The 6,968-nt window shown below is 58.7% G+C and carries 7 protein-coding genes; all 7 read left to right on the top strand.

Annotated elements, in window-relative coordinates:
* Positions 1-227 (top strand): type IV secretory system conjugative DNA transfer family protein (locus tag ACP5E6_RS15010; RefSeq protein ID WP_427955304.1); only part of this gene is annotated, 227 nt, incomplete at its 5' end.
* Complete coding sequence (locus ACP5E6_RS15005; RefSeq protein WP_427955301.1) at positions 224-643, top strand: hypothetical protein; 420 nt, start codon at positions 224-226, stop codon at positions 641-643. The genes ACP5E6_RS15010 and ACP5E6_RS15005, both read left to right, overlap by 4 nt.
* A gap of 1 nt (position 644) precedes the next feature.
* Positions 645-1,307: a hypothetical protein gene (locus ACP5E6_RS15000; protein ID WP_427955299.1), complete on the top strand. Its 663-nt coding sequence runs from the start codon at positions 645-647 to the stop codon at positions 1,305-1,307.
* Positions 1,308-1,712: 405 nt separating this feature from the next.
* Positions 1,713-2,396: a PEP-CTERM sorting domain-containing protein gene (locus ACP5E6_RS14995; protein WP_427955297.1), complete on the top strand. Its 684-nt coding sequence runs from the start codon at positions 1,713-1,715 to the stop codon at positions 2,394-2,396.
* A 311-nt stretch (positions 2,397-2,707) separates the two neighbouring features.
* Entirely contained in the window at positions 2,708-3,586 is an 879-nt protein-coding gene (locus ACP5E6_RS14990; protein ID WP_427955294.1) for an EAL domain-containing protein, read from the top strand.
* Between the two features lie 424 nt (positions 3,587-4,010).
* Entirely contained in the window at positions 4,011-5,486 is a 1,476-nt protein-coding gene (locus ACP5E6_RS14985) for a malonyl-CoA decarboxylase (RefSeq protein ID WP_427955292.1), read from the top strand.
* Positions 5,487-5,557: 71 nt separating this feature from the next.
* Positions 5,558-6,862 (top strand): MFS transporter, encoded by a 1,305-nt coding sequence (locus tag ACP5E6_RS14980; protein WP_427955290.1) that lies wholly within the window; start codon positions 5,558-5,560, stop codon positions 6,860-6,862.
* Positions 6,863-6,968: the final 106 nt, after the last annotated feature.

Here is a 6,968-nt window from a genome sequence, read left to right as displayed (position 1 = left end):
AAGTCGGGCACCGCTCGAAGGGCAACACGCTCACCTATCACGAGCTGAAACGCCAACTCATCCGCGCCGAGGAAATCATGCACGACATGCGCGATGATGAGCAGATCATCATCCCCAAATCCGGCCGCCCCCTGCGCTGCGGCCGGGCGATCTATTTCCGGCGGCCGGAGATGGTCAGCCGGGTCGCGCAAAATCGCTTCGCCAACAAACCCAAGGTGCGGGTATGACGACAGAATGGTTCACCCAGCCACGGCTCGATCTCGGGGGTGCGTCCACTGAGGACATCATCACCCGAGCCATCGATTGCTTCGAGAATATCGGCGGGGCGGCCCTCGGCGATGATAATGCCGCCTCGATGCGCGGGCACGGCATCGAAGCCGCGCGCGACGCCCTGGATCACCTGATCGCCGATCCTGCGTTCTGCGTCATCGTGAAAGCGGCTGATCTCGATCCAACCAGCTTGCGGGGCGTGTTCGATACCGAGCGGTTCGGTATCGTCGCCAATTTTCTGCACCTCATCGTCGTTGTCGGTCGCACGGTTGATCTGCCGGAAGCTGAAAACCTGGTGCGCGACACGATCGACGCACAAGCGGCGTTCATTGCCGATCTCAATCGGGAGTTTCCTGGCAGGGAAGGGAGCTGAGATGGCTGAATGGTTCACGCAAAATCGTCACGACATCAACGGGCTCTCCACCCAGGAGATGATGGCGTTCGCAAAAGATGATGTCGATACGGCGCGACTTTTCGCGTGGATGGACAACCCGCCACGCGCGCCGGTCGCGATGCTCCGCGAGGCACGCGCAGCGGTCGAAGCGGTGTTCGATGACGGTCCGGCGGCTGTTGTCATGAGCGCGGCTGGGCTGTCGCGAGCTGTCGTCCTGAACGCATTGGACAGCGGTCGGTTTGATACCGTGATCTCGGATTTGGATCGGGCGATCCGCATCGGGTCGGAACGCGAATTGCCGGCTGCCGCGGCACTCGCGTCCGGCCCGATTCAGCGTCAAGCCGCCGAAGATGCGGCGCTCGATGCGCAAACGCAGCCGGCGGCGCTGAGCACGCCATCCGAGAAGACCGACGCGGCGAGGCAGGGGTTGGGCGGTGCTGAAATCAGACTGGTGAGCACGGTTCAATCTCCGACCGCTTCATCCGAAGTCGCTGAAAGCATCGATCGCGTCCAGGAAGCCGCACAACGCTACTGGCAGGCGGCAACCGTCTCCGGGCGTCAGATCAACGCATCGACAGAACAGGCCAGCCAGCAGCAAGCTGGGCAGTCCGCCGAGCAAGCCCAAATCGCCGCCATTCGCTAGGGTGGGAGGACAGGATGCGCTTGGCACCTCGATTCAGCCAGCCTGGCGTCATCGCCCTCCTGGCCGAGTTGAAAGGGCGATGTCACCGGTCGTTTGGATCTTTGGTGGCATAAATCTCAACCCTCTCGCACCGAAACCTGGCGGGCGGCCGAACCGCCCGACTCACACCATTTATGAAAATCAATACAACGGGGGCAATCTGCACAAAACCTACTGTGAACAGTCCTCGCAGCATTTTACAACCACTAGTTTTAATAAACAACTTATGATTACTATTTCAATGCTATAGAGCCTCTAAAATATTGGTGACTTTGTTGAAATTAATAGATATGATGGAACGAGTGGAAGGGCTATGAGGAACTCCGGGTTACCGGCGGCTCTGGGCCCCAGGAGGAGGCTTTAGAAATGTTGAAGACATTCCTGGTCGCGACGGCTTTGGCGTTGGGTGCTGCAGGCACCGCGCAGGCGGGCGTGTATACCTTCACGGCTTCGGGTACCGGCTCGGATGGGGCTTTAGCCGGATCCGCGACGATTACTACCGAGAATGGTATGCTTAGTGTTGTTCTAAATAATACTGAATCAAACATGAGGTCCGCGGGTCAGGCATTGAGTGATATTTCATTCATTTTGGGTGCCGCACCTGGAAAGCTTGGCTCTTACACCGCATTCGGACAATTGGTTAACACCTCATATTCAACGGATTCCGTTATCGACACTACCGGTACCATTAACCATTGGGCACTTGGTAATTCTGGATCAACAATAACACTTGAAGCTGCGGGCACCTTGGCAAAGGGAAAACCCAAAGATATGATCATTGGCCCGGGCCAATATGATTTTAACAAAGGAATCGCAAACTTTAATCCATATATTCTGGACACGGCAACGTTTATTTTTAGCGCAAGTAGAGTGACAAGTGATACTGTTGTTAAAAGTGCGAGCTTTTCTTTTGGGACTGGTCCAGATACATTTTTGCCCGGCACCCCTGGCACGTCTATTCCGGTTCCAGAACCCAGCTCTTTCGTTCTTCTAGGTACTGGGCTGCTCGCCCTCGGAATGGTCGTAGCAGGCAGACGTCGTATCTTTTGAAAGCCGCGGCCGGGCACCGAAAAGACGGTCTTGAGTTTTCGCACCTTGCCAGTTCGCTCGTCGAAAATGAACGCGCAAGGGGCACGTTTGGACGCAGGTTGATATTTTGCTGGTAGAGTTCACGCATCCGCGCGCGCTGACTTAAAAATAAGCCTTATCCCAATCGGAGGGGTTTATTTAAATTTTACGTCCGCTCTAACGGAACCTTTACTTTCTATCGGCACAACGACGCGCATGATTGAGCAAGTCCGACCGGAACGACGGGTGTGAGCATAGCGACATCACCCGATTTGCCTACACCTGACCACGACATGCCCGATCCGCCGGCTGGGCTGGTCGATCGGCGGACCCTGGCGTCGCTACGACGACTGGAGGCCATTGAACAGCGCAAGCGGGCGACGTGGTTGACCAAGGCATTACGAGGTGGCCTTTTCTCTTTGCGTTATCTGCCGCGGCTGCAGCTGGGTGGTTCGAGCGGCGAGGCAGCCGATCGGGTTGAGGGGGCAGAGCTATGGTTGGGATTGCCGAACCGGCGGCGCGGGCTGATCTCGGTGGCGCCATTGTTGCGGGATCTGGAAAATCCGGCTCTGTACGCGGAGATGTTGCGCTTCACGTTAGATGCGGCCGCGGTGGCCGTCCAGTTGTGGCCGTTGGACTGCCGAGTTGCGGTACCGTTGCCGAGCCGGGCTTTGGCGGATCATGTGGTGTGCGATACGCTTCTTGCGGCGCTCGGTCGCGAGGGGTTCGGCCAGGGGCGGATCGATCTGCAGATCGACGAATCCGAGCTGATCGACGGAGGAATGGCGCAACACCATGCGATGGCCTCGTTGCGTGAGTGCGGGGTCGGGGTGATTCTCGAAGGATTTGGCGCGGTATTTGGCAGTCTGGCTTTGCTATCACGACTGCCGTTAACCGGTTTGAAGCTCGACCGGCGACTGGCTCATATGATGACGCCGGAAGACGCATCGAATGACGCGACTCTGATCCGTGCTTCGGTGGAGATTGCCCATCGTTTGGGAATTCCGGTGACGATCGACGGGGTCGAGACAGAGATGGAAGTAAATCGGGCGCGAGCTCTAGAGATCGATCTGGTGCAGGGACCATGGGTGGGACCAGCGATGTCAGCCGAGGCGATCAGGGCTCGCACCCGGAGTTCAGAAACGCGGCGTTCCATGACTGTCGGGCTGTGAGGATGCGACCGGCTTGGGCAAGCCATTGAAACCCACAATATCATTGACGCGCGGCTCCGGTTCCCGAATCCATCACTTCAACAACCTCAAGCAGTAACACCCATCGCTCCCAGGGCACGCCGTGCCGATCCGTCTAAATAGCCCGATTTGCCGCGCAAATGGCATCATCCGGCTTGCCGCCCTGCGCGGCACTGCACCCCGGATGCAAATTCCGCCCCAATCGCGCGAGTCGCGATCCCCACCCGATCGATCCCCGCCCCAAAGTCTCTCTACCAACAACGACCAGCCGCCGTACTCCCCGCATGACCAGCACCTTAGCAAGTTCTAATTTGACCGCTTCACCCACCCGATCTGATCATGCCTCAGTTTCGGTAGCCGTCGCTTCGCGCTACAATCAACCTTGGCTTGATAAGGGATGACAACAATGTTCGGTTCCTTGCCCGTTACCCCCGATCATTCCAGCCGTTCCTGGCTAGATCGCCTATGGACCTCGATCGCTGATCACGGTCGTAAGTTCGTTAACCTTCCCAACGACAATCTTCCCTCGCGTGAGCGGGCGGAACTGCTGGCGGATGCGTTGCTCAGCGGTCGGGGCGAGGCGTCGGGTGCTGCCCTCGCCGCGGCTCTACTCGGCACCCTGCGCGAACTCAATCCACCCGACCGCAAAAGATTCCTGGAGTTTCTGGCGACCAGTTTCGAGCCAGATCCGGTGCAACTCGAAGCCGCCGCGCGCGCCTATCTGGCCAATCCGGGTGCCGCAACAGCAACCGCCCTCGCCGATGCCGCCGAGCCACCACGCCAGGAATTGCTACGCCGGATGAACATGGCGCCCGGTGGCACCGCGGCATTAATCGAGCTGCGCACCGAGGTATTGGCCGAGTTGCGCACCACACCCACACTTGTTTCACTCGATTCTGACTTCCAACATCTGTTCTCTTCGTGGTTCAACCGCGGTTTTCTGGAACTTCGCCGCATCGATTGGCGTACCCCAGCCTTCGTACTTGAAAAACTGATCACCTACGAGGCGGTACACGAAATCGCCGGCTGGGATGATCTACACCGCCGCCTTGCTCCGGATCGGCGCTGCTTTGCCTTCTTCCATCCGGCGCTTCCCGATGAGCCGCTGATCTTCGTGGAGGTTGCACTGGTTCAGGGCCTTGCTAATGCCATCACCCCGCTGCTCGCCCTGGCACCCGAAGACGCCGACGCAGATGACCTGCTGCATGACGCTGCAGCTCACGCTGATACTGCGATTTTCTACTCGATTTCCAATTGCCAGGATGGACTACGCGGCATTTCCTTCGGAAATTTCCTGATCAAGCAGGTGGTCGCCGAACTTCAGGCCGAACTACCGCGTCTCAAGCGGTTCTCAACTCTCTCTCCGGTGCCACAGCTACGCCAGGCAGTAATAGCCGCACTCGCGCGGCGAGGCTCGATGCCTTTACTTGCCGCCGAAGAGCGCGAAACAATCATCCGCACCGCTACGATCTCGGCGACCGACGACGCGGCGTTGCTCACGGAGGTGTTGACCACCAAGGAATGGTGGACACAGCCCCAGCTCGCCGGCGCCCTGCGCGGCCCGTTGCTGCGTCTGGCTGCACAATACCTTACCGGAACCCTCAGGTCGGATCCGGAAGTAAAATCACGCCCCGATCCCGTCGCCCGGTTCCACCTCGGCAACGGCGCGCGGCTTGAACGGATCAACTGGCTCGGAAACCCCGCGCCGCGGGGCATCGCGGAATCCTTCGGTATCATGGTCAATTATCTATATGATCCCGAAGCGATCGAATCACGTCACGAAGCTTATTTACGTGATGGCACAATTGCGCGCAGCAGCGCGGTCGATCAGTTAATCGCCTTGCCGGGGCAAAGCTGGCTGGCTCGCCGCACCAGAGGGTAGATTGTAGTGAACGGCTGATTGCTGCATATAAAAGGTAAATATATCAATAACATCTGTATGCGGGGAACGCTATGAATAATCGATCCATAGCCGGTCACGGCACAGTCGTCGCACGCACGCCCTTGAACAGCCAGCAGATCGCTGGTTTCTGGGGAGCATGGTTCGGTTGGATGCTCGATGGCATGGACAGTGTGATCTATGCCCTCGTCCTGGCCCCGGCGCTGACCCAATTGTTGCCGCGATCCGGCATAAAGCCGACGCCCGCCAATATCGGCGAATTTGGTTCAATCCTGTTCGCAGTATTTTTGATCGGATGGGGATTTTCGTTCATCTGGGGGCCGATCGCGGATCGGTTCGGCCGCAAGAACGCCTTGGCCGCCACCATCCTGATCTACGCGGTCTTCACTGGTGCTGCCGCGTTGTCGCAGAACATTTATGAACTCGGCTTATTCCGCCTGATCGCCGGCATTGGCATCGGCGGTGAGTGGGCAATGGCGGGAACCTATGTTGCTGAATCGTGGCCCGAAGACCGGCGCAAGATGGGCGCCGGCCTCCTGCAGACCGGGTACTATGCCGGTTTCTTCGTTGCTGCTGCCCTCAACTTCACCATCGGCGCCCATTACGGCTGGCGCGCGATGTTCCTCTGCGGCCTCGCCCCGGTAGTGATTTCCGTGCTGATCATGCTTGGCGTGAAGGAAACCAGTAAGTGGCAACGCCATCGGGCGACACGCACGACCCACCCGCTCGCCGCGATCTTCAACCCAGCGCACCGGCGCCAGACCATCGTGATGTCGGTGCTGCTGACGGTCGCGATCATCGGTCTCTGGGCCGGGGCGGTGTATGAACCAAGCGCCATCATCATTCTTGCGAGAAAATCCGGCATGGCCCTGCCCGCCGCGATCCACATGGTCTCGTTCGGCACCGCACTGCTCTCGATCGGCACGATCATCGGCTGCATCGCGTTACCGCCCCTCGCCGAGCGCTTCGGCCGGCGTTCTACCCTGGCCTTCTATTTCGCGGTCATGTTCGTCACGATCATCGCCGCCTTCGGTTGGGCGTTCTACCTGCCGCCCGACCACGGTCTAACTACCTTTTTGATCATCCTGTTCTTTCTCGGTTTCGGCGGGGGTAATTTTGCGATGTTCAGCTTGTGGCTGCCGGAACTCTATCCGACCGAAATCCGAGCAACCGCATTTGCCTTTTGCACCTCAGTCGGTCGATTCGCTGGTGCCGCTGTAAATTTCATCCTGGCCGGCGCGGTCAAGAGCATGGGTACGCTGGGTACGCCGGTCGCTATCACCGCGGTCGCCTTCGCCGTCGGCCTTCTGGTTATTCCGTTCGGCCGCGATACCACGGGCCAGACGCTGCCCGAGTAGCAGCGAACCGGCCATGCTCGACTTGTAACCGTTCACACCCCCCGGATCAGACCGCTACCTGGGCAGGGATTGTGGGCAGCAGATTGTTAGCTCGTGCGGCGGTGAT

Source organism: Acidiphilium sp., assembly GCF_049977125.1.
Lineage (GTDB): Bacteria > Pseudomonadota > Alphaproteobacteria > Acetobacterales > Acetobacteraceae > Acidiphilium.
Note: the sequence above shows the minus strand (reverse complement) of the source record. Positions and strands in the feature narration are given on the sequence as shown.

Excerpts from the sequence above, each read along its gene's own strand:
- ACP5E6_RS15005 (WP_427955301.1), top strand. The coding sequence starts at position 224 with ATGACGACAGAATGGTTCACCCAGCCACGGCTCGATCTCGGGGGTGCG.
- ACP5E6_RS15000 (WP_427955299.1), top strand. The coding sequence starts at position 645 with ATGGCTGAATGGTTCACGCAAAATCGTCACGACATCAACGGGCTCTCC.
- ACP5E6_RS14995 (WP_427955297.1), top strand. The coding sequence starts at position 1,713 with ATGTTGAAGACATTCCTGGTCGCGACGGCTTTGGCGTTGGGTGCTGCA.
- ACP5E6_RS14990 (WP_427955294.1), top strand. The coding sequence starts at position 2,708 with ATGCCCGATCCGCCGGCTGGGCTGGTCGATCGGCGGACCCTGGCGTCG.
- ACP5E6_RS14985 (WP_427955292.1), top strand. The coding sequence starts at position 4,011 with ATGTTCGGTTCCTTGCCCGTTACCCCCGATCATTCCAGCCGTTCCTGG.
- ACP5E6_RS14980 (WP_427955290.1), top strand. The coding sequence starts at position 5,558 with ATGAATAATCGATCCATAGCCGGTCACGGCACAGTCGTCGCACGCACG.